At 37.5% G+C, this 23003-nt stretch carries 25 protein-coding genes and 1 pseudogene; 10 read left to right on the top strand and 16 right to left on the bottom strand.

The features are described 5' to 3' along the window. Window position 1 precedes the first annotated feature (1 nt). The 3 genes from PARC_RS20055 to darH are packed head-to-tail and all read left to right on the top strand — an operon-like array spanning window position 2 to window position 2586. Window positions 2–1156, top strand: a complete 1155-nt coding sequence (locus PARC_RS20055) for a beta-ketoacyl-ACP synthase III (RefSeq protein WP_010553051.1) — start codon at window positions 2–4, stop codon at window positions 1154–1156. A gap of 13 nt (window positions 1157–1169) precedes the next feature. Next, complete coding sequence (locus tag PARC_RS20050; RefSeq protein ID WP_010553052.1) at window positions 1170–1571, top strand: DarG family dialkylresorcinol biosynthesis protein; 402 nt, start codon at window positions 1170–1172, stop codon at window positions 1569–1571. A gap of 10 nt (window positions 1572–1581) precedes the next feature. Further along, on the top strand, window positions 1582–2586 hold the full coding sequence (gene darH / locus PARC_RS20045) for a BtrH-related acyltransferase DarH (protein WP_010553053.1): 1005 nt from the start codon (window positions 1582–1584) through the stop codon (window positions 2584–2586). A 64-nt stretch (window positions 2587–2650) separates the two neighbouring features. On the opposite strand, the gene dapA is transcribed toward darH, so the two are convergent. After that, entirely contained in the window at window positions 2651–3568 is a 918-nt protein-coding gene (gene dapA / locus PARC_RS20040) for a 4-hydroxy-tetrahydrodipicolinate synthase (RefSeq protein WP_010553054.1), read from the bottom strand. A 171-nt stretch (window positions 3569–3739) separates the two neighbouring features. Here dapA and PARC_RS20035 point away from each other — a divergent pair, with 171 nt between their 5' ends. Next, window positions 3740–4393 carry a DUF6058 family natural product biosynthesis protein gene (locus PARC_RS20035; RefSeq protein WP_024591738.1) on the top strand — a complete coding sequence of 218 codons (654 nt, stop codon included), beginning with the start codon at window positions 3740–3742 and terminating at the stop codon, window positions 4391–4393. A 9-nt stretch (window positions 4394–4402) separates the two neighbouring features. Here the strand turns inward: PARC_RS20035 and PARC_RS20030 are convergent, their stop codons facing one another. From PARC_RS20030 to PARC_RS19990, 9 genes are all read right to left on the bottom strand, one after another. Next, window positions 4403–5167 (bottom strand): 2-keto-4-pentenoate hydratase, encoded by a 765-nt coding sequence (locus tag PARC_RS20030; RefSeq protein ID WP_010553056.1) that lies wholly within the window; start codon window positions 5165–5167, stop codon window positions 4403–4405. 130 nt (window positions 5168–5297) lie between these two features. Continuing rightward, window positions 5298–5702 (bottom strand): hypothetical protein, encoded by a 405-nt coding sequence (locus tag PARC_RS20025; protein WP_010553057.1) that lies wholly within the window; start codon window positions 5700–5702, stop codon window positions 5298–5300. Between the two features lie 109 nt (window positions 5703–5811). After that, complete coding sequence (locus PARC_RS21660; RefSeq protein ID WP_010553058.1) at window positions 5812–5970, bottom strand: hypothetical protein; 159 nt, start codon at window positions 5968–5970, stop codon at window positions 5812–5814. 26 nt (window positions 5971–5996) lie between these two features. Continuing rightward, window positions 5997–6341 (bottom strand): hypothetical protein, encoded by a 345-nt coding sequence (locus PARC_RS20020; RefSeq protein ID WP_010553059.1) that lies wholly within the window; start codon window positions 6339–6341, stop codon window positions 5997–5999. Between the two features lie 221 nt (window positions 6342–6562). Continuing rightward, on the bottom strand, window positions 6563–6928 hold the full coding sequence (locus tag PARC_RS20015; RefSeq protein WP_033012801.1) for a hypothetical protein: 366 nt from the start codon (window positions 6926–6928) through the stop codon (window positions 6563–6565). A 127-nt stretch (window positions 6929–7055) separates the two neighbouring features. After that, the gene (locus PARC_RS20010; protein ID WP_010553061.1) at window positions 7056–8120 is read right to left on the bottom strand and encodes a hypothetical protein; all 1065 of its coding nucleotides are present in this window, start codon (window positions 8118–8120) and stop codon (window positions 7056–7058) included. Window positions 8121–8480: 360 nt separating this feature from the next. Continuing rightward, window positions 8481–8768 carry a putative quinol monooxygenase gene (locus PARC_RS20005; protein WP_002958660.1) on the bottom strand — a complete coding sequence of 96 codons (288 nt, stop codon included), beginning with the start codon at window positions 8766–8768 and terminating at the stop codon, window positions 8481–8483. Window positions 8769–8846: 78 nt separating this feature from the next. Next, window positions 8847–9662 (bottom strand): 2,5-didehydrogluconate reductase DkgB, encoded by an 816-nt coding sequence (dkgB, locus tag PARC_RS20000; protein WP_010553062.1) that lies wholly within the window; start codon window positions 9660–9662, stop codon window positions 8847–8849. Window positions 9663–10087: 425 nt separating this feature from the next. Then, window positions 10088–11260, bottom strand: a complete 1173-nt coding sequence (locus PARC_RS19990) for an MFS transporter (protein WP_010553063.1) — start codon at window positions 11258–11260, stop codon at window positions 10088–10090. Between the two features lie 116 nt (window positions 11261–11376). Here PARC_RS19990 and PARC_RS19985 point away from each other — a divergent pair, with 116 nt between their 5' ends. Further along, window positions 11377–12264 (top strand): LysR family transcriptional regulator, encoded by an 888-nt coding sequence (locus PARC_RS19985; protein ID WP_010553064.1) that lies wholly within the window; start codon window positions 11377–11379, stop codon window positions 12262–12264. Window positions 12265–12286: 22 nt separating this feature from the next. Here the strand turns inward: PARC_RS19985 and PARC_RS19980 are convergent, their stop codons facing one another. Continuing rightward, window positions 12287–12766, bottom strand: a complete 480-nt coding sequence (locus PARC_RS19980) for a hypothetical protein (protein WP_010553065.1) — start codon at window positions 12764–12766, stop codon at window positions 12287–12289. 212 nt (window positions 12767–12978) lie between these two features. On the opposite strand from PARC_RS19980, the pseudogene PARC_RS21880 reads away from it, so the two are divergent. Together PARC_RS21880 and PARC_RS19970 are read left to right on the top strand one after the other, a co-directional pair. Then, window positions 12979–13161, top strand: a pseudogene (locus PARC_RS21880) (LysR family transcriptional regulator); the annotation flags it as partial. A gap of 264 nt (window positions 13162–13425) precedes the next feature. After that, entirely contained in the window at window positions 13426–14466 is a 1041-nt protein-coding gene (locus tag PARC_RS19970; RefSeq protein WP_010553067.1) for a metal-dependent hydrolase, read from the top strand. Between the two features lie 74 nt (window positions 14467–14540). Here the strand turns inward: PARC_RS19970 and PARC_RS19965 are convergent, their stop codons facing one another. Then, window positions 14541–15503: a sensor domain-containing diguanylate cyclase gene (locus tag PARC_RS19965; protein WP_010553068.1), complete on the bottom strand. Its 963-nt coding sequence runs from the start codon at window positions 15501–15503 to the stop codon at window positions 14541–14543. Window positions 15504–15828: 325 nt separating this feature from the next. Next, window positions 15829–16098, bottom strand: coding sequence for a hypothetical protein (locus PARC_RS19960; protein WP_007580861.1), 270 nt, complete (start codon window positions 16096–16098; stop codon window positions 15829–15831). Between the two features lie 241 nt (window positions 16099–16339). Between PARC_RS19960 and PARC_RS19955 the strand changes: the two genes are divergently transcribed. Together PARC_RS19955 and ykgO are read left to right on the top strand one after the other, a co-directional pair. Further along, a complete protein-coding gene (locus PARC_RS19955; protein ID WP_007580864.1) occupies window positions 16340–16606 on the top strand; it encodes a type B 50S ribosomal protein L31 in 267 nt (88 codons plus the stop codon). Then, window positions 16603–16737, top strand: a complete 135-nt coding sequence (gene ykgO, locus PARC_RS19950) for a type B 50S ribosomal protein L36 (RefSeq protein ID WP_002958669.1) — start codon at window positions 16603–16605, stop codon at window positions 16735–16737. Before PARC_RS19955 ends, ykgO begins: the two co-directional genes overlap by 4 nt. Before the next feature lie 68 nt (window positions 16738–16805). On the opposite strand, the gene PARC_RS19945 is transcribed toward ykgO, so the two are convergent. After that, a complete protein-coding gene (locus PARC_RS19945; protein ID WP_010553069.1) occupies window positions 16806–17192 on the bottom strand; it encodes an OsmC family protein in 387 nt (128 codons plus the stop codon). 83 nt (window positions 17193–17275) lie between these two features. Next, window positions 17276–17665 carry a cytochrome b562 gene (locus PARC_RS19940; RefSeq protein WP_007580869.1) on the bottom strand — a complete coding sequence of 130 codons (390 nt, stop codon included), beginning with the start codon at window positions 17663–17665 and terminating at the stop codon, window positions 17276–17278. A 614-nt stretch (window positions 17666–18279) separates the two neighbouring features. Here PARC_RS19940 and PARC_RS19935 point away from each other — a divergent pair. Further along, on the top strand, window positions 18280–21123 hold the full coding sequence (locus tag PARC_RS19935; RefSeq protein WP_010553070.1) for a TonB-dependent receptor domain-containing protein: 2844 nt from the start codon (window positions 18280–18282) through the stop codon (window positions 21121–21123). A gap of 60 nt (window positions 21124–21183) precedes the next feature. Here PARC_RS19935 and PARC_RS19930 read toward each other — a convergent pair whose 3' ends face one another. Continuing rightward, on the bottom strand, window positions 21184–22962 hold the full coding sequence (locus tag PARC_RS19930) for a sugar phosphorylase (RefSeq protein ID WP_010553071.1): 1779 nt from the start codon (window positions 22960–22962) through the stop codon (window positions 21184–21186). Window positions 22963–23003 lie beyond the last annotated feature (41 nt).

The following is a 23003-nucleotide window of genomic DNA, read 5'->3' as shown; positions in this document are numbered from 1 at the left end:
TATGGAAAATGCCGTATACATAAATAACTTACATGCTGTTTTACCAAATAGCCCTGTTAATAATAAAGAAATGGAAGTTGTATTAGGTGAAGTTGGAGGGCAACGCTCGCGCGCTAAACCTGTTATTTTACGCAGCAATCAAATAAAAAATCGTCATTACGCTATTGATCCACAAACTGGCGAATATAATTACACAAATGCATCGTTAGCGGCTGAAGCTGTAAAAGGATTATTTACTAAAGAAGGTACCCAACTAGAGCAACTAGACTCTTTGGTGGCAAGTACCTCTATGGCTGATCAGATCATGCCTAATCACGGTGTAATGGTCCATGGAGAGCTTAAAAACCCAAGCCTTGAAGTTATCTCAACTGCAGGTATCTGTTTGTGCGGAATGACGGCTCTTAAATATGCTTACTTAAATGTTAAGGCTGGTGAGAGTAAGCACAGTGCAGTCGTTGCCAGTGAGCTTGCATCCAATGTAATGCACTCAAGAAACTTTGCCGCCGAAAGCGATTATAAAGTTGATATGCTCAACCAGAAACCTGAAATTGCTTTTGAAAAAGACTTCCTTCGTTGGATGTTATCTGACGGTGCTGGCGCAGCATTATTAAGTAATCAAGCTAACCCTACAGGTTTATCACTTCGTATTGATTGGATTGATATTGTTTCTTATGCAGATAAACTTGAAGCGTGTATGTATGCAGGGGCAGAAAAAATAGATGGCGTATTAAAAAGTTGGACCCGTTTTGATTCAAAAGAACGTGAACAACAATCAATACTTTCTGTTAAGCAAGATGTAAAACTACTTAATGAAAACATCGTTAAATTTACGGTTGAAGATGCACTTAGTAAAATAATAAAAAAACGCGCCATAAAAGCCAGTGATTATGATTTCTTTTTGCCGCATTATTCGTCAGGTTACTTTCGCGAACGTTTATTTGAAGGATTAAATAATATCGACTTTCAAATCCCTTACGACAAATGGTTTACTAACTTAACAGAAAAAGGCAACACAGGGTCTGCATCTATTTTCATTATGCTTGATGAGCTTTTTAAATCAGGCAAATTAATTAATGGTCAAAAATTACTGTGTTATGTACCCGAGAGCGGTCGTTTCTCAAGTGCATTTATGCAATTAAGTGTCGTAAGCCAATAGTTTAGAGTCCATTATGAAAAAAGATGAAGTACCTCAAGATAATAGCAAAAGCTATCAGGGCCAAAACAAGTTACTTTACGCGGTAGACGACAGCGGACATTATCACGGTGTTAAATCATCTGGCTGGGAAGTAGAAAATTTTGCAACCCAATTAGCGGTAGACGATTTAAATGAACAAACAAGCCAAGCTCTATCAGATGCTCATTCGGGGCTAATTTCTCCGCTTGGTTATCATATGCTCGCAAGACGCTTTGATGTTTCAACCCTTGCTGCCGCGAGTGGTTTTTTTCAATGGCAAATTAATCGTCATTTGCGTCCCGCTATTTTTTTAACGTTATCTGATAAAAAAATTAACCGCTATTGCGATACACTAAAAATTAGTCGTGACGCTTTACTCTCACTGCCCTCACTATAACGAACCTTTCATGCCTGACATTATTTTACCTATTAACCACCTACAATCTTCACATTGTGAAACGGGTGTAGTTGCCACACTTTTACAAAGTAAAGGCATTAATATGAGCGAGCCAATGGCTTTTGGTCTTGCTTCAGCCCTTACTTTTGCTTACTTACCTTTTGTAAAAATTAGTGGGATGCCATTAATTGCTTATCGCATGCCTCCAAAAACAATCATTAAAAAGGTATGTAAAAAATTAAATATTGAATTAGAAGCTCGCAAGTTTTCGAATGCGCAAGATGGTATGCAAGCACTCGATGACGAGTTAGCTAAGGGCAATTTAGTTGGTTTACAAAGCTCTGTATATTGGCTGCCTTATTTCCCTGAAGATATGCGCTTTCACTTTAATGCACATAATCTAATTGTTTATGGGAAAAACTCTCTTGGCGAATATCTTATTAGCGACCCTGTTTTTGAGCATCCAGTAACGTGCCCTGCAGAGGATTTAAAAAATGCGCGCTTTGCAAAAGGTGCACTCGCGGCAAAAGGATTAATGTATGTTATTCGCAGTACACCATCGAAAATTGAGCTCAATGAAGTGATTAAGCCCGCAATCAAAAAAACAGCAAAAATGATGAATGGGTTAATATTGCCGTATTTTGGTCTTAAAGGCATTCGTCACATGGCAAAACAAATACGATTGCTTGATAAAAAGACACCTAAATATACGCGTCTTTATTTAGCTCATATTGTGCGTATGCAAGAGGAAATAGGCACCGGTGGGGCTGGTTTTAGATTTATGTACGCCAGCTTTTTAGAGCAGGCAGCCGATATATGTAAAATACCTGCACTCAACCAATGTGCAGTGCACGCTACCTCAGTGGGTGATTTATGGCGAGAATTTGCAATGGATGCCGTAAAGTATTGTAAAAAGCGCGGTGATATTAGCTTAGATGATATCGCAAAAAAACTTGAACAAGTAGCTGAAGAAGAAGCAAAACTGAGTAAAATGCTACTTTCAGCTATCGCTTAAATATTAAAAGTCACCTTAGAGTGACTTTGATTTTAATAAACAGATTAAAGCTGCCACCTAATTACTAAGAAAGTAGTGCTATATCACCTTGCTTAATGCACTTAGCTGTGCCGCCAACAACATCGTTGTTATTTAACTCATTAATTAACACTTCGCCTTGAGCTTGTTGTTCATCCCTAAGCGGTAAATACGGTAATCTAAATACGGGGTTTACTGCACCTGTCATCATCAACGCGGTATTAATAGCAATAGGGTTTGGTTCACAGAACAACCAGTTCATTAATGGTTGTAACGATGCATTTAGCTCGTTACTTGGCGTATCCATTAATTGACGAAATAACCCAGGAATAAGGTTAGAAGTAACCGAGATAACACCGTGCGCTTTATGTGTGTGGCGCGCATCGTGACTTTCGTCATCGTTACCCGACCAACATGCAATACCTTGTTGTTCATAATGGGCAATACGTTCATTACCGCCACACTCTTTTACACCAATAAAATATTCATGTTTAGCGAGTGGCTCAATAATATCAGGTGTTAGGTCTTGACCTGTTCGCCCTGCTACGTTGTAAATAAAGGCAGGCCCAATATCAAGTACGCGCTTAAAGTGCTCTTTAACACCCGCAATAGACGTACGTCCGTAATATGGATTAATTTGCAGTGCTGCATCCATACCGCTGGCAAAGCCATATTTAGTTGCTTTAATCGCTTCACGGGTGTTGTTACTACCGGTATTCCCGACAATAACCAGTTTGTCACCATACTTGTTTGCACTGTGCGCTATAAGCATTAAATGCTCTTCCCAGTTCATTAACTGGCCTTCGCCTGTTGTGCCACCAACTACAATGCCGTCAACGCCTGATGCAATTTGTATTTCTACGAGTTCATCGTACTTTGCTAGGTCTATTTCACCGTTTGCTAAGTATGGCGTTTTAATAGCTGTAATAAGGCTTGCTTGTTTAATTTGGTCTAGGGTGCGCATAAAAAATCATTATTTATAAAACTTGCGCTATTTGTAACATAATTACCGGTACTTTTGGAGGTGTAAACCCACATTTAATTATAAAATATCTTGTGTTATTAAGTTTGGTAATACAAAATGAATAACTGTATATATAAACAGTATTCTATTTTTAACGATACCAGAGGCTTTATGCGTTTATCTGACTACTTAGCAACTCATTTTTATAACACCGATGAACTGTGCCAAGCATTAAATATAGATGCAGATACACTTTTAGCTTGGCAAGAGCGAAGTGTTTTCCCCAAGCCAAGTTACTGTATTAAAAGTCAACTTAGCTGCAGCTCATATTCAGGTTTGTATGAATGCGAAGAATATGACGACTATTATCCGCGCGGCTGTGTTAATTGGGGGCAAGGTCTTTTAAAACAAAAAATAGAATCATCAAGCCATGCTTTTAATTATTTTGCACAGCAATATACTGCAAGCCTAACTAAACTCGCTCAGCAAGGATTTACGTTTAGCGAAGAGCTATTTGGCTGCGAAATAGACGAGCACTTGCAGCAAATTTGGCAACAGTTTTTATGCAGTAAGTACGGCGTACTTACTCAAAATGGATTAATAGACGAAATAGTCTCGGTAGACATTGGCAGGCTATTAGTTGACGACATTACAGAACTGCGCAGTAAAGCGAGCTTAAACCAAGAAGAAAGAGCGCTACTGCACCCCGCCATGAAGCTTTTAAACAAAGCATTAGGGCATGGCGCCGATCATGAAAAACAACACACTTTGCGCACCCGTTACATAGATGCGCTTATTTTAAAATACGATTTATCTATTAAGTGACGTTTAAATTTACTTTGATAAAAACGTAGTGCTAACAGACCCTAAGTCTTCGTAACTAAACGTGGTTAACTGATCAGTATTAAGCTCAACAACACCACAATAAGAGCCTGTTATAAAAACTTGCCCTGCTTTTAAGTTAATTCCCTTTGCTGATAAGTAATTAACCGCCCAATAAAGTGGAAGCTGCGCAAGTTCTGCAGGATGCACACCTGCCAGGTTTAACTCCAGCTCAGTTTGCTTAACGTTAATATTTACAGTACTTGCCTTATACGCTTTGGCTTTATCTATTTGTGGGCCTAAATACACACCTTGATTAGATAAACCATCGGCCAGTTTTTCAATGTGAGTGCTTGGAGTGTCTTCATCAAACCTTTTTTGAATAAGCTCAAGTGCTAAATGGGCGCTGGCAAATGCAGTATCTACGTCTTCATTTGTATAGGTTTTATTACTTGGTAAATCGCTTTGTAAAATAAATGCAATTTCTGGTTCTATCAGCGCTTTATTGTTTGTTGTATACAGTGGGCAATTTTCAGCTTGTTTTATAGGTGCATGTAAAAGAGGCGCTAATATAATTGAGCCATCATCTAAAGGCAGCATACACTTCCAGCCATATACAGTTTGATCATTTAAATAAATCATCAACTTTTGTACTTCTATCGCATCGTCAGTCGAGTCTAGTACTAACTCTTTAGGAAAGTTTGAACGTGCTGGGTTTTCTTCTCTTTGTGCTAATAAGTGAGTAGCAATTAGTTTTAGCTGTATTGAGTTGTTCACATAAATCTCTTTAAAATACATTACTGGTTAAGCAGTAAATAGGAAGGATTACATTATTAATTTAGGCATTAGAACATAATGTTAAATGCCTATAATTAAAATTATATTTAAAACAAAGCGCGGTAATTATTTAAGTATCAATAGATTTAAGCGATCGTAAAAATAGCCCTAAGCCGCCAAACGCTAAAATTATAATAACAATCAAATCAAACGACGTCATAGTTCGCATACTAAATTGAACACTCGATATAACGCCAAATATTAGTGCGGTTAACGAACCTAGAGATAGCACCCAGCCTAAAATATTTTTAGAATTATAAAAAATCAGACCCACACCAAAAATAAACGGGATCATAACCATGCCGCCTGTAACGCCAAAGCCACCTAAAGCATTAACACTATAAATGCGAGAACTTAGTCCAAAATTAGAGGTCACCGAAATTGCGTTTAGCAGCATATAAAAGCCACCGCACATCATAATCAAACCAATAAAAAAATGCCCAATACCACCAGAGCTTCCACCCGCACCTTTCATTATTAATTATTCCTTTTATATTTTTAACTTAATCGTTTTAAATGGTAATTACTCGACTATTAACATTGACCGCGGTCTACATAATCAATCAGTGCACACGCGAAAACACTTATCGCGTAATTACATGCCAAATAACATAAAACCAAGATAAAAAACCATGCAAAATTGCCCATAACACAGACTCGTTAGCACTCCATGAAATAGCAATTGCTAGGGCTGTACCAAAAGAGACTCCATATTTTACTATTTCATTTCTTGAGTTTTTCATTAATTATATTCCTAATTTTTAACTTGTTAGCTGATTGATTTGCTTACTAAAACTGAAAGCTCTTTACCATCAAGATTAATACTTGCTTCTTTGCCTAGTTCAACAACTAAAGAGGGAGCCATATGTTTTCCACCTAGCTTCAGGTCAGTTGCTAAACTAACAGTAGAATCATCAATTGGCGTTACTGTAAGAGCAAAACTATACGAATTATCAACTGAAACTGACGCCTCTTCATTTGAATTTACAACTAAAGTGGGTGAACCAATTAAGTTTTTATCATCATAAAACTTGGCATTCACTACAAAACTATCATTAGCTTGTGCAAATGAGACAAAGCCTAACAACGCTATTATTGCGATTAATTTTTTCATTATTATTTCCATATAAATTGATACAGCTAAAGGCTATTAAAGCTTTATTAGCTGTGATTTTTCAGCTAGCAATTTACCAACTAATGATTAAAAAACTTATGTTTTAGCTCTGATGAAATGATTAACACTCCAAAATAGGTGGCTAAAATGTGAGTCTAAGTGCGACGGAGTAAAATGCTAAGAGCTTTACTTTTAGTCCTTGTAGATTATGTATGGATAATTTACCAACTTAGTGATTCTTTACTCGCTTTAAGATTTTCTTGATACATCATAAAAATATTTGTATAGCTACACATATCAAGACCACTACTACAATAATCTTTAATTACACGATCCATTATTTCTCTATTATTTACTTGAGATGCATTTTTAAAGGCTTTTAAGTTTTCACTTTCCATCATTCTCAGCATCATTGGTTGGCACATATCTAACCCACTGTCACAATAATCATATTTAACACGAGTTTTGATAATCTCAATAACTCTATTTTGCTGAGCTTTAGAATTATCAAAGTCCATCGGATGTATAAAATCAGCCAAGAGATTAAAAGAAATGAACAAAAAAAATAAAGATAATAACTTTGGCACCGTAATCTCCATATTATAAAAATAACCTAACGCTACATTAATAATGACTAGCATTTAGGTTGTAATACGGCGTAAAGAAAGAGCTTATAAAATATTTTCATTTCATTTAAATGCATTATTAGTAATGCTATTTCATTTTTATAACAAAATCCAAAAAACGTCCCAGTTCAGTTTCCTCCATAAAACCATCCTCATCTTGGTACCAATGAAATTCACTATTATTAAAAATCCAGCCTATTTCATCTGCAAGTTGCACTTTATAAGGTTCTAAATTGACATCAAAGACAGATTTAATTTGGGTGCAAATTGAAGATTCATGATCAATCTGCATTAGAAAAGCTTTTATATCCACATCTAAGAGCAAATCAAGATTCTGTAGAGCTAAAAATAATAACTTTCTTGGAATCGCTGACTCAAAATCGAAGTCGAAAAGAAAAGTATTTTTCTCTTCGACTGTATTATGTTTTATGAGCCTTTCAAAACTTCCCTTTTCATTTCCATCTTTGTCACCTTGCATATAGCAGGTGTAACCATCCTCTACATACTTATCTAGACGCATCTGAATCCGCCTAGGATGTGCGTTACCATTTCCACCATAAACTTCAGTACGAAGATCTGTAAACCAGCTATTGTGTGATTCTCGCAATTTATCTATAAAAGCTTTTTCTGACTGTCCTTCAACCAAGAGTATTGGCTTACGACTATATAGGTTTGGTATATAAGATAAATCTTGTGCCGCATATGTCAGCTTTTCTCTCAAGTGAACTATATTGCCGAGAAAAGCTTTACCATATGTACCTAAATTTTTAAGCCACTCATCATCTATAGTCCAACCGATTTGCTGCTCTGATATCATGGCGTATTCTGAAAGATAAAATGTAGCTGATAACAACCTCTCTTGGACATGATTTTCGGCTTCGAGATACTCATCAAATGTAAGTGCTACGAAATTTTTTATAAACTCAGATTTAACACCACATTGTATTTCTAATTTCTTCCACTCCCATTTATGATGAGGTATGGCAAATTTACAAGTATTTCCCCTTGGACAATGGTGACATTCCACGTAGCTAACCCAGTATTCGATTAAGTGTTCACTAAGAGATTGCTCATTAAAGTCTCCATCGATAACTCCATTTTTATCACCGTATATATCCCTAAAAGGTACAGATTCGAAATGTACAATTGCCATGAATTACCTTGCGTTACTAACAGATTATTCAAAACCATTTTGTTTTTTATAACAAACCAAAACGGCTTATATTACATGTTTCTATATTTACACCAGAGAACTTTAATGTAAACAATAAATTAAATAAGCTATTTATTAGAGTCTGTTTTGTACGTGAAAATTATGCAGAGTAATTTTACGTGCTACTTAGGGTATAACTGAGCTAATCAGTTGATTTAAATAACGTCGAGATTTAATTGATATTTTGGAGAAAGTTAGGATTAAAGCGATTGGGGACTTAATAAAAAGGTGATGTAAGTTAACAGCACCTATTTGAGTATTTAATTAGTTATGTAGTTTAGCTAAGTGGTATAAAACCGCTTAACCAATTGATTTATATACGTCAATACTACTATTGGTTAAAAGCCCAGTAACTTGCGTACCAAACGCTTTAAAGTGTGGCTCGTTTTTATGCGCTTCAAAGTGCTCGTCAGACGCCCATTGTTCACTAACTACATAGTCGGTATGTTCATCATCACTTTTTACCGATAGTTCATAACGTAAGCACCCTACTTCTTGGCGCGATGACTTTTGTAAGTTTTCAAGTGCTGTAAGCATTACATCTGCATCAATATTTTTGCACGACAGTGCCGCTATAACCGTTAACATGTGTATTCCTTTTAAAAGTTAAGGTGTAGATAATCTACACCTTAAAATATTTAGTTTAACTTTGCGTTTGAGGTAAGTTTACTGATCCCACTGCGGCGCAAACTCTGGTGTTGCTTGGCGGTCGCCGCAATCAAGACCATCAATGCGGGCTATGTCTTCATCATCTAATTTAACGTGGTCGTTAAAGTTATCTTCTAAGTTTTTACGCTTAGTTGATGATGGAATTGTCGTCATACCGCTTGCGTTAACCCATGCTAAAACAACTTGTGCTGGACTTGCATCGTGCTTGTTAGCAATGTCGATAATGGTTTGATCTTTAAGTACTTTGCCTACTACAAATGGCATGTACGCTGTTACATGAATGTCGTGCTGAGCACAAAATGCGCGTAATTTAGTATTAGTTAAATATGGGTGCACCTCAACCTGATTGGTAAATATTTCACGCGAGTCAAGCGTTTGCATTGCTTCATTTAAGTTTGCAATGGTGAAGTTTGATACACCAATGTGCTTAGTTAAACCAAGCTGCTTCGCTTTTAGTAATTCAGTGAGGTATTCACTCATTGGCTCGTCGTTAGCAGGCGATGGCCAGTGAATTAGCAGTAAGTCGACCGAATCAACTTGTAGCTTTTCAAGTGACTTTTTAACGCTTGGGATAAAGTCGCTTTTATTTAATTTGTTATTCCACACTTTGGTAGTTAAGAATATTTCACTGCGCGGAATATTACTATCTTTTATGGCTTGACCTACTTGCTCTTCGTTGCCATAAATTTGTGCGGTGTCAATATGGCGAAACCCAACTTCGAGCGCCATTTTTACTGAGTTATAGGCCGTGTCGCCCTCTAAGCGGAATGTTCCCATACCGAGTTCTGGCATTTCTATTACACGTTTTGTCATGGTTTATCCTTATAAAATAATCGGTTTTAAAATACAAACTTCACTAGGGCGTGTTGTCCTTTGTGGATTGAAATTTGTTCAATCTAGGGGCGATTTAATCGCGGCTCGAGGTTTGTAACCTAGTGGGCTAAGTAAAAACCGAGCAACAAAGAGTTAATCGCTCCTAGAAAGAACCCAACGGGCAGTGTATGTTTGGTTTTTATGCTGCGTTATCGCCTATTTATGGGGAACAACCACACTACATAGGCTCTGCCTTGCCTAAAAACCAAACTTACTACTGCAAATTCAACAACCAAAGATCAACACGCCCTATAGTTTTACGAAATACACCTTTTACTTCTTATTACGACTGTCACTTAAAAATCTATGACCTCATAACAAGTATGAGGTCATTAATTTTAGTTTCAAGGTTAACAGCTAAGGCTTTATGCTTGCTGAATTTCACGTTTATCAAGCATACCGCTGTAGCGTGTAAAACCAAGTGCTAAAACAGAGATAACGGCGCCTATCCATGCTGTATCTTGCAGGGTCATGTTCTCTACTACGCTACCACCAATAATTGACCCAAGTGCAATACCAATATTAAATGCGGCTATGTTCAAACCTGATGCAACATCTACCGCATTTGGCGTGTGCTTTTGTGCTTGCTTTACTACATAAAGTTGCAAGCCTGGCACATTGCCAAAAGCAAATGCGCCCCAGACTAGAATAGTAAGTACAGCGGCAATTTTTGATTCCATCGTAAAAGTAAATATCAGTAAAATAATACTCAAAGCGCTGAATATAATGCTCAGTGCGCTAATTGGGCCGCGTTTGTCGGCCAACTTTCCACCCCAAATATTACCTATCGCTACCGATACACCGTAAACAAGCATTATTAAAGCAATAGCCGAAGGCGCAAAACCTGTTTGTTGCTCTAAAATAGGTGCTAAATAAGTAAACGCTGTAAACGTGCCGCCGTATCCCAATATCGTCATTAAATACACGAGTAATAAACGCGGTTTTACAATTACTTGTAGTTGTTCTTTAAACGTGGCTGGTATTGATTGTTTTAAGTTTTTTGGCACTAAAATAGAGCTGCCGATTAATGCAATTAAACCTAATACCGACACAACTAAAAACGTTGCACGCCAACCAAAGTGTTGTCCAATCCATGTACCTAGTGGCACACCAGTTACTAGTGCTACAGTAAGCCCGGTAAACATAATTGCAATTGCACTGGCTTCTTTGTCTTTGCTTACTAGACTTGTGGCAATCATCGATCCGATTGAAAAAAACACACCATGGGCAAGCCCCGTTAAAATGCGCGCAAGTATTAATGTTTCGTAACTTGGCGCTTGCCAAGCGAGTAAGTTACCCAATACAAACAAGCCCATTAAGCTTATTAAGACCACTTTACGATTCCAACGACCCGTTAAAGCTGTTAGCACCGGCGCACCAATGGCAACGCCAACCGCATATAAACTTACAAGCAAACCTGCTGAAGGTAGGCTTACGCCTAAGTCGTTTGCAATGGTGGGTACTAATCCCACTATTACAAACTCAGTTGTTCCTATTGCAAATGCGCTTAAGGTAAGCGCCCACAAAGCCAATGGCATAGTTATGTCCTCATTAATATTTGAAGAATGTAGTTTGGCTAAAATATCGTTTGCAAAAAATAGCATTAGTGACAAAATACTTTTGTTAATAATGCAAAGATGGTGTTGGTATACTTATGGCTGTTCATTCAAAAACTGAAGATTTAGAAACGTTTATAACGGTAGTAGATTGCGGAAGCTTTTCGGGGGCAGCTAATTTGCTCGATCAACAAGTGGCTAAAGTGTCGCGAGCTGTATCACGCCTTGAAAATACACTGCAATGCACTTTACTAAACAGAACAACACGCCGATTAGAACTTACCGAAGAGGGCCATACTTTTATAAAATATGCGCGCGAAGGATTAAATACGCTTTATACCGGTGAAGAAGCCATAAAGCTTTTAAAACAAGCGCCAAGTGGCAAGCTGCGAATAGATGCTGCAAGCCCTTTTGTATTGCACCAACTTACGCCTTTAATTGGCGAATTTGCTAAGCAATACCCTCACATAACGCTTGATATAACCTCACACGACAGCATTATTGATTTACTTGAACATAAAACCGATTTAGCCATACGCATTGGTGATTTAAAAGACTCAAACTTACATGCTCGTAAACTCGGCAGCAGTCAGTTACGTATTGTAGCCAGCCCAGAATATATAAAAAACAACGCAGCAATTATACAAATAGATGACTTACAAAATCATAAGTTAATTGGTTTTAGTGACTCCCCAAAATTAAACACTTGGCCGTTAGTAAAGCCCGCTTTATTTACGTTTTCGCTTAGCGCAAGCAGCGGCGAAACAGTGCGCCAACTATGTATTGCAAACCAAGGTGTGGCGCTACTTTCTCACTTTATGATTGGCAATGACCTAAAAACAGGTGAGTTAGTTGAAGTGTTACCCAGTGCAGTTAGCTCTCCTAATAACCGAGAGGTTGTACAAGCCGTGTATTATAAAAACAGTGCGGTATCGTCTCGAATTGTGGCTTTTTTAGATTTTATAAAGCCACGACTAAGCTTATAACTATATTAAAAAGCAAGTTAAATTATGCTTGGTTATTAAAAAGCAAACCTGAACTTTTATTATCTGAAGATGATGAAAACATTGAATCCATTAAAGTAGATACATTTTTTCGCACTATTAATTGTATCGACGATAGCTCACTATCGAGTTGCTTTTTAAGTTCGCTTAGCTCTTCTATCGCTTCCCCTGTGGGCGTATCAGAACTATTGGTCATTTCTCTTATTTTACTCTGTAAATCTTTAATTGACTCGATCGCTTTATTCATTTGAACTGCTGAATTGTCACTCGAATCTTCTGTTTCGCTGTTAATAATAGACTTTGCGTCTTCAGTAGCTGCAGTAGAGCTCGTAGTTTTTTCGGCGTCTTTATTTAAAGAAGAGTCTGCTTTAGCCTCTGGACTTTTACTAGGATCATCCGTTTTTACAGTGTTTTTATTTAAATTACTTAGGCTTGAATAGCCATTGTCATTGTATAACTGCGAAGAAAGAGTTCCAAAATTCATTTTTGCCTCATGTGTCTAAAAATTGACGACTTTATTTTTATAATTAGAAGCAATTATCATTCCAAATATGGTAACAAATTGACCATCCGTATTTTAAACGGGAACAGGACTTATAAGTCGCCACGGGGTATTATTTTGCTTAATTTAAAATGCGAGGAAAGCTATACTTTTAAAATACGCCTGCGAAAGGCTAAATATTTTATGCACAGATGAAAGCGCCAAATGGCAAGCAGCTAATAGATGCGGCAAACCCTTTTGTATTGCATCAACTTACGCCTTTAATTGGTGAATTCGCTAAATAATACCCTCACATAACGCTTGATATAACCTCATACGGCAGTACTATTAATTTACTCGAGCATAAAACAGACTTAGCCATACGTATTGGTGATTTATAAGATTCGAACTTACATGCTCGTAAACTTGGCCGTTAGTAAAACTCATTTTATTTACGTTTTCGCTTAGCGCAAGCAGCGGCGAAACAGTGCTGTATCATCGCGAATTGTGGCGTTTTTAGATTTTATAAGGCCTAGGCTTAGTTTATAAGCTCTGTATATTAATATTAATATGCTTATTAAATGTTTTAACCGATTTTTTGACGCTTTTTAATAATCAAAAAGTATAAATAACAAAAGTAGTAATTAAAGGTATTAATTAAAATGGATTCTTTAACGCAGGTAGCATTAGGCAGTGCTGTAGGTTATGCGGTGTTAGGCAATAAAATAGGTCGAAAAGCCGTTTTATGGGGAGCAATTTTAGGCACGCTCCCTGATTTAGATGTATTTTTGCCATATGGCGGATCTGTAGAAGCATTTACTTATCACCGTGGCTTTAGCCATTCGTTATTAATACATTTATTAATTAGCCCGCTCATTGTATGGCTAATATTAAAAGTACACGCGGGAATGCAAATTTATAAAGTGCGCTGGTTTTGGCTAGTATTTTTAAGTTTATCTACACATGCCCTATTAGACAGCCTAACGGTATACGGTACACAACTACTCTGGCCTTTTACTGAGTACCCCTTTGCGGTTTCTAGTGTGTTTATTATTGACCCCGCTTACACGCTTCCTTTATTAATTGGCGTAATATGTACGCTAATACCCAAAATAAAAGCAGCAACGGCTTATCGTATAAATGCAGCAGCCTTAGTTTTAAGTAGTCTATATTTATTTTGCGCTTTAATTTTAAAAGTAAATATTGATGACAAAGTAAAAACGGCTCTCAACAACAGGCAAATACCAGTAAATGCGTATGTTAGTACGCCTGCTCCGCTAACCACTTTGCTGTGGCGTATTGTTGTGATGTCTGACGGACAATACTACGAAGGTTATGCATCAGTATTTGACGCACCCAGCGATGTTACATTAACGGCTTATCAAACAACGCCTTCACTGTTAAATAATATTAGCGATGAATGGGCTATAAAACGCTTGCAGTGGTTTACTAAAGGGTTTTATTCGGTGCGCCAACAGCAAAGCAATATTGTACTTTCTGATTTACGTATGGGCATGGAGTGCAACTATGTGTTTAATTTTGTAGTGGGTCAAAAAAATGATTCAGAAGTGAGCATTGGTAACTTTGAAAAAATAAGTCAAAGACCAAACTTAAACAATCTTCATAAAATATGGAACAGGGTTTGGCAACCAAATGTGTCTTTAGCATCACCCGCGGCAAAAAATGACTGCAATAGCGAATAACGGCATATTATAAGATTCGTACTAGCATGAGGAAGTTAAGTGAAGTTCAAGCAGCAATTAAACTAAATAGTTCACTAAAGTGATTGCTGCTTTTTTTGCTGATACATTGCAACATCAGCATCTTGAATCATATCCTCAACCGATTTACCTGTATCGTGTTTAAAGTGTGTTACTCCTACACTGTAATCAATTTTGTATGGCTTGTTTAAGGTATTATTAGCATGCGCTATTGCATCCGCAAACCTTTGTAAAACAAACTCTGCTTTTGTCTCGTCTGAGTCGCTTAACATCGCAACAAATTCATCTCCGCCAAGTCGACCTATGACTTCACAATCACGAAATGAACTAAGCATAATTTGTGCAAATTTATTTAATACAAAATCGCCTTCGTGGTGTCCATAAATATCATTAATTTGTTTAAACTTATTGAGATCAAACAATATAAACGACATTGATACTTTGTTTCGCCTACATACATTTAGCGTATGTTCGGCAAGGTTTAAAAAGCCACGTCGATTAGAGATTCTTGTTAACTCATCAATTGTGGCTAGTTGAATTGATTGAATTTCTCGCTCGACTAACGTGCCTAAATCTCTTAGTAATTGTTTTTCTTCATCATTGAGTTGTCTAGGTTTATTATCGGCAAGGCACAAAGTGCCTATAATGACTCCTTCCCTTAATTTTAAAGGAAAGCCTGCATAAAAGCGTACTTTAGGATCGCCTGTAACAAAGGGGTTATCAAAAAACCTTTCGTCTTGAGCTGTATCTGGGATTATTAATAACTCGTCTTGATTTATGGTGTGGCCACAAAATGAGGTTTCGCGAGGAAGCTCAGGCGCATCAAGCCCCTGCCTTGATTTAAACCACTGGCGGTCTTCGTCAATCAAAGTAACCAATGAAATAGAAACATTAAACATACGCTTGGCAATACGAGTAACACGATCAAAGCGCTCTTCATGAGACGTATCTAGAATTTTTAATGCTCTAAGCGCGTGTAATCGCTCGGCTTCGTTACTTGGGATCTCAGGTTTAATCATTAAAGCTCTGTTAATTTTAAATGTTTTATAAATTATGAGATGGGAGCGAATATTTTCGAGTATATAACCCGATAAACTTATCTAAACTATAAACAGTCTGCCTATTAAAACTAGAACATTACCTTAAAATAGCAATAAATACTTATGAATGTCAGTAAGTCGTACCTAAATAAAGATAAGATTAAATCCGCAAAAAATTATGATGAAAACAGGTGGGATCAGTGGTTGGTTTGACGTAGCTACTCTTTAATACAAAAAGTAGTAGTGGCTATTTAGTTTTATTTAAATAACCACTGGATTTGGCATACATACAAAAATAAACACTTTAATTTTGGTGCTCATATTGTCCACGGTAAACTTCAAATACTTTTAAAACAGTATGTTGCTCTTTGGTTAGGTTATCAAACCAATCATCAAACAGCTCATCATCTTCTTGCTCGCTTAGTGCCATATACCTTGCAAGTAACTCTACAATATCGTTATGGTTGCAGGTTAAAGGATTTACTTGTTGCGCCAAGGTACTGTGGTCGCGCTCTCTTAGGGTTTCCATCACCCCTTGATCAATTTGTTCTTGTTGTTGTGTTGCGTCACTCATACATAACCTCTGTAATAACTTTATAACCGTATTTGTTAACGTTTTAACTCTTAAATATAGTTATAACAGCCTAAACGCCAATAGCCAGCATTTTTGATTCAAGTGCTTATTTTTTGATTTATTTGCGCAAATAGCCAACAATTACGGCCTTTTTGGGGAACATTTAAATAATTTGCAATGGGAGAATAAATACGTTAAATTAAAATGATATACTATCACATATCATTTATTTAGGCGTATTATGAAACCAAATATTCATCCTGATTACCACGTGGTTGCTTTTCACGATACCGCTGCCGATTCTTACTTTATTATTGGCTCAACCATAAAAACGAGCCGCACAGTAGAAATAGACGGTAATACATATCCATACGTACCTATTGATGTATCAAGTGACTCGCACCCATTTTATACAGGCAAGCAAAAAACAACCGCTACCGATGGCCGCGTTGCGCAGTTTAATCGTCGCTTTAAAAGTTTATCGACTGTTAAAAAGGAAAAGGTATGAAAGTATTAAGCTCTCTTAAAAGTGCAAAGCAACGTCCGGGGTGTCAAATTGTAAAACGCAAAGGCCGCGTATTTGTAATTTGTAAAAACAACCCACGCTTTAAAGCAGTACAAGGAATGAAAAAGAAATAAGTTAAACGGGGATGCTCAACATATAATTAATTAGGTAGCTTGCTTAAGCTACCTAATTTAGGGGGGGATTATTTTACCACTACTGAAAACTCTGGCACTGCCTGAATTACTTTTTTTACCGTACAGGTGTTAACGGCTGCAATAAGCGCCTTTTTATATTTATCAGGAAAACCGTCTGGTAGGTTAATCTCAATTGAAAATAACTTTTTACCGTTGTCATCTACATTTTCGTTATTTTGAGTAAGCGTCATACCTTGCGTTGAAATATCACGCTGCTCGCAAAACTTACGCGCATAAAAACCTGCACATAAAACCATACTTACTAAAAAATAATCAAACGGTTCTGGATACTCTGCATTACCACCAGCGTTTACGCTTTGATCGCTTATTACTTCTAGGTCGCCAAATTTAGCGCTTTGCTTTTGGCCTTCTAACATTGAAACTGAAATTTCCATTGTGTTTCCTTATATTTATTGCTGCAGATACCTTTAACGCAATTAGCTTAAAAGTAGCTACTAAAGATACATATAGTCTAGGTTTATGAACCGAACAGTAATTCAAAGAACCCTGGAGGCTCGTGTAACTCATGATATTTTTTACGTAAATTATCTATATTTTTCAGTGGTTCTTTTGCCGCACTTAGCCCCTGCTCGTTTGCTGCTTTTTTTGCAAGTTCAGCTTGAGCAATCACTTTATCAAGGCCCTGCAATGACTGCTCAGGTTTTTTGTAAAACTTACCAGTTTTACTCACTTTAACCAGCTTTATAAATTCATCAATCGCAGTATTAAATTCACTAAGTTGAGTTGCCTGCACCGCTTGTTTATATGCAAGGCCCGTGTTTTTCATATTTACTTCAAGATCGACTTCTTGCTGCGCAAAAGACATTGAACTAAACGCAAAGGTAAAAATAATAACTAAATACTTCATGGTCAAACCTATTAATTAAAAACACCTAAATTGTATCAAGTTTACGTAGCAAAGTAACTTTACGAGCTGTTATGAGCACTTTGAGCTGTAAAGGGGGTTTACAAATCAATCATTTTAAAGCCGCAATAGTGAAAAATATTCAAATAACGATTTTTTTGAATAAAAAACACCTAATAAAAATCACTTTAAAAGAGTAATAACACACATAACCTTTACAAATAAGTACATATAACATTCGCTGGCAACTTCATATAAATAAAAATTTATATATGAATAATTATAAACTGCAAAAAATTGACTTAAAAAACAACTTAAAATTTAACAAATAAAAACCAATGTTAATAACTAAAACATATAAGAAAAACTAAATGTAAAAACACCACAGTAAATCATTTAAAGGGCCTTTGTAATTAATACCAAAAACCACAACAACCGTCCTTCAGATTAATTCAAGTTGCTTATTTTACAGTGAGTTAGCTCCTTTTAATAAAATAATCAGCATGCAATAATCACCGCCCTCATAAAAAAAGTTATAGGGCTTTATCCAAATACAAACTGCATTTGGATAAAACTACATTGTATTTAATTACTATAAAATGTTCTCTGGGAATCAAATGAAACGTCATAATTTACTTTCTACTAGCATTAAATGTGCATTAATTACTGCTGCTGCAACAGCAAGTAATTCTGTGCTTGCACAAGATGAGCAAGCAACAAAAATTGAACGTGTTGAAGTGACGGGTTCACGTATTTTACGTGAAGGTGCTATTGCACCTGCCCCTGTAACAGTTATCAGTGGCGAGCAGCTAATGAACACTGGCGCGGTAAACATTGGTGAAGCGCTAAATAACTTACCAGCACTTGGCAATACATATTCTATGGCTAACTCTGGCCGTTTTATTGGTACTGCGGGTTTAAATATTCTTGATTTACGTAACATGGGTACAGATCGTACTTTGGTACTTGTAAATGGTAAGCGTCATGTATCAAGCTCTGCAGGTTCTCAATCTGTAGATACCAACACTATTCCAAGTGTATGGGTTGAACGTGTAGAGATAATTACTGGTGGTGCATCTGCTGTATACGGTGCTGATGCGGTAACAGGTGTTGTTAACTTTATATTAAAAGACAACATTGAAGGCATGGACTTTAGCGTTACACGTGGTTTTGCCGATTTAAGCAGCTACAACAACGAAAAAGCAACGTTCTCATACGGTTCTAACTTTAACAACGACCGTGGTAATGCTGCTTTTGCTATTGAGTACTCAGGCCAAGATTCATTAAATGCGCTTGATCATCCTTGGACAAGTACTTCTTTTAGAAGCTTACGCAATCAAGCTCAAACTGATAGCAATAAAGATAGCAGTGCTTTTCCAGATGACATTTTAACGCCTAACGCCGGTCTTTACGCTATTAATAACGCAGGTGTTTACGCACTTGAAAATACTTTATTTACCAATAGCTTTAACCCTGATGGCAGTGCGCACAATTTATATATAGGCGATAACGTTGATGGCACAGCATGCGCTAACTGTGACTTTTTTAACTTAGGCCAGTTTGAAGAAATTCAGCCTGAGTTTGAACGTTACAACGTAAACTTCAAAGTTAACTACGATGTAACCGACGACTTGAACGTTTACTTTGATGCGAAATATGTAAATAGCCAAGGCGAAAGCATTGGCCAACCAGCATATTTCTACCGCGACGATGATAACAGCATTAAAATTGATAACCCTTACCTAGACCCAAGCATCAAAGCGCGCATGGAAGACCAAGGTGTTGACTCGATAATGGTTAACCGCATGATGAGTGACCTCGGCCGTCGTATAGAAAACAACACCCGTGAAACAACGCGTTTTGTAACAGGCTTAAAAGGCACTGTATTTGATGATTGGGAATTAGATACCTCAATAGTATACGGCCAAACTGATCTAGAGCGCGAAAATGGCGCTAACATGATTTTAGCTAATTACTTTAATGCGCTTGATGCTGTTGAAGATAAAAATGGTAATGTTGTTTGTCGTAGTGCAGCAGCCCAAGCTGATGGCTGTGTTCCTGTAAATATTATGGGGTTTGGTGCGCCATCTCAACAAGCCATTGATTACATTAATACGGTATCTGTTGGCACTTCAACTATTAAACAAACGGTTATTTCTGGATCACTTGCAAACGGCGCTATTTTTGAGTTACCAGCGGGTTATGTGGGTGTTGCATTTGGTGCTGAGTACCGTAAAGAAGAAAGCGAAACTAAAGAGCCTGATAACGCAGAAGGTACGTTCTTTAACGCACTGGGCGAAGATAAGGGCTCGTTTAATGTTCGCGAAGTATTCTTTGAAGTGTCTATGCCAATTTTAACTGACTTACCGCTTATTCAAGACTTAGTGTTTGATACAGCAGTACGTCATGCTGATTACAGCACTATTGGTGATGCCACAAGCTGGAAACTAGGCCTTGATTGGACTGTAAACGATGAGCTACGTGTGCGTGTAACACAATCTGCTGCGCTTCGAGCTCCTAATATTAGTGAAGTATTTGGTGCACCGAGCCAAACTTTTTATAGTGTTGACGACCCGTGTCGCGCCGACAACCTAGGTGATTTATCAAACGGAGCAACTCGCACTGCAAATTGTGCCGCATTGGGTGTAGCGAGTGATTTCAACTCAGATTACGATTCTGCTTCATTAGATGGTTTAACAAGCGGTAACCGTGATGTAAAAGGTGAAGAATCGACAAGTACGACTGTAGGTATTGTTTACCAACCAGAGTTTTTAGAAAACGCACTACTTACTATTGATTACTGGGAAATTGAACTTGAAGATGCAATTGACACAATTAACGCGCAAGACATTCTTGATCGCTGTGTAGATAGCAAAACAGGTATTAATAACCAGTACTGTAATTTAATAACTCGCGATGCAAACGGCCAAATTTCACTTATTCAAAACTCAGTGCTAAATGTTGCAGGGCAAAAAGCATCTGGGGTAGACTTTGAACTAGGTTACGACTTTGACGCGCTTGAAGGTAGCTTTAAAACCCGTTTAATTGGTACTTACTTAATTGAACGTAAAGACTACCCGTTCCAAGATGACCCTAGTAACTACATTGAATACGCAGGCACGGCAGGTGAAGCTAAATGGCAAACTAACCTATCTGTAAGTTATGTTATGGATAACTTTTTCTCAACAGTTGAAACACGCTTTTTGAGTGAAGTAGAGCTATACACAAATTTTGAACTTGATAGCAACCCTAACCCAAGTAATCAAATGTCTTACGGTAAATACTTTATTACTGATATGACTGTAGGTTACAACTTTAATAGCGGTTTAGGCGTTAAAGTAGGTGTTGATAACGTATTTAACCGTAAACTTCCTTACGGAACACGTGGTACCGGGGCAGGAAGTGCAAGTTATGACAACATTGGCCGCTTTGGCTACATTAACTTAAGCTACAGCTTATAATTAATAAAATAATTTATTAGTTAAAACAAAGGCTCGCAGTGCGAGCCTTTTTAATAGGTATTATTTAATATTACTCAGCCACACGCTTTGGTATGGTTCTAGCTCTATCGTTAATTGGCTTTCTTCAATCGTTTTATCTGCCACCAAATCAAACCACTTTTGGGTGTTAATTAAGTTTAAGTCGGCCAATGTGAGCGTTTGTGGTTTATCGCTAATGTTATAAACACAAAATATGCTTTGGCGTCTGTCTATACTTTGTCGCCAAAAACCAAATAATCCCCCCGCTAAATGCAGCGTAAACTGTGTAGCATTTGGGTGGAAGGCACTTTGCTTTTTGCGTACCGCCAATAAACTTTTTATGCCGTTAAACACTTTATGATGATGACTATACTTTTCACCAATTGCCGCCAGTAGCTTTGACTCTTGCCAACGATGGCGGTTAATAGCACGGTTATGCTGAGAGTTTTCAAAGCGTTCGTAATCGTTAGTTGTACCCAACAAACTATGAATATAAAGCCCTGGGATACCTTCAAGCGCAAACATAATTGCGTGAGCACACATAAACCGCTCCAGGCCAAACTTATCTGGGCCATTGTGCGTCCCTTGGAGAGCATCAAATAAAGCAATATTTAGCTCGTACGGTGTATGCGTTCCATCGTTACTGGTTCGCATAGATACACAACCACCAAATTGCATAGTGGTACTTACAAGTGACGCCACTTCACTGGGTTGCAATAAACCTTCAATTGGTCTGAGCCCTATTCCATCGTGCGAGGCTATAAAATTAAAGTATGCCGTACCATTTTGCGCAGGTGGCATGCTCATCATCCAATGCTTAATTGCAGTGCTATCGCCACTAAGTAATGTATGAAGCAATAAAGGCGGCAGTGCAAAGTTATAAATACTGTGCGCTTCGTTGGCATTACCAAAATAAGACAGGTTTTCTTGGTTTGGAATATTGGTTTCGGTAATTATAACTACGCTGGGCTCTGCGTGCTCAATAAGTGTTCGCATTAGCCTTACTGCTTCATGTGTTTGCGGCAAGTTAATGCAACTTGTATTAAGCTGTTTCCACAAAAATGCAACCGCATCGAGTCTAAATAAACGTACGCCATTGTCTAAATAATGGCGAATTATTCCCACAAACTCTTTAAGTACATCAGGATTGCCAAAGTCAAAATCAACCTGATCGTGACTAAAGGTACACCACACGTGCTTTTCGCCGCTTGGCGTAGTTACAGTATTTAATAATGATGAGGTTCGCGGGCGAACAACTTGGCTTAAATCATCCGTTAAGCTGGCCGTTTTGAAATAGTCTTTACCCGGGTGTAAATCATTTAAAAAGTTCTCAAACCATACACTTCTGCTTGAGCAATGGTTAATAACCAAATCCGCCATTAGCTTTACATCTTTAGCGATATTTTGAATATCTCCCCAATCACCTAACGACTCGTTCACTTGCACGTAGTTCATTACGGCAAAGCCTTCGTCTGAGCTGTACGGGTAAAATGGCAATATATGCAGCGCATTTAACTGCATATCACATTGCTCTTTTATAAACCTGTGTAGTGTTTTAAGCGGTGCCTCCATTGGGCTCGATACGGCAAATTCGCTATCATCGTGTTTAATAATAGAGTCGCCATAAGCAATCAATACTATATCTTGTTCATCCCATCGGTTTGTATGGGGTGTCGGGTCGCGCAGTGCATTGCTACCTAATATAATTTTAATAAGTTGCTGAGCAAGCTCAGTAACCGATAAAGGCAGCTCAACACCCTCATAAATAATATGAAGATGTTGCTCTACTCGTTGTAAAAATAATTCGCTAACTGTGCTCACATGCGCCCCTAATATTTATTGTTTAGACTTATAGGCTAGTT

Source organism: Pseudoalteromonas arctica A 37-1-2 (assembly GCF_000238395.3).
Lineage (GTDB): Bacteria > Pseudomonadota > Gammaproteobacteria > Enterobacterales > Alteromonadaceae > Pseudoalteromonas > Pseudoalteromonas arctica.
This window is presented reverse-complemented; position numbering and strand designations above follow the sequence as displayed.